The organism is Pseudoalteromonas rubra, from assembly GCF_005887115.1.
GTDB lineage: Bacteria > Pseudomonadota > Gammaproteobacteria > Enterobacterales > Alteromonadaceae > Pseudoalteromonas > Pseudoalteromonas rubra_F.
Genome location: NZ_PNCJ01000176.1, coordinates 1 through 213 on the forward strand (window position 1 = coordinate 1; position 213 = coordinate 213).

General features: G+C 49.3%; 1 protein-coding gene. It reads left to right on the plus strand.

Translation table 11 applies throughout. The annotated features are described in order from the left end of the window. On the plus strand, window positions 1-213 hold a 213-nt coding region (locus tag CWB98_RS23645), incomplete at both ends, for a M24 family metallopeptidase (protein WP_138546991.1).

The following is a 213-nucleotide window of genomic DNA, read 5'->3' on the forward strand; positions in this document are numbered from 1 at the left end:
TTTGCAAAACCCGGTGCCACCGAGTACCAATTAGAGGCGGAGTTGCATCACCATTATGCTATGAATGGAGCTCGTCACCCCGCTTACGGCACTATTGTCGGCAGTGGTGACAATGCCACTATTTTGCATTACACCGAAAATGAGTCGACCTTAAAAGATGGCGACTTGATATTGATAGACTCGGGATGCGAGCTCGACGGTTATGCAGCCGAT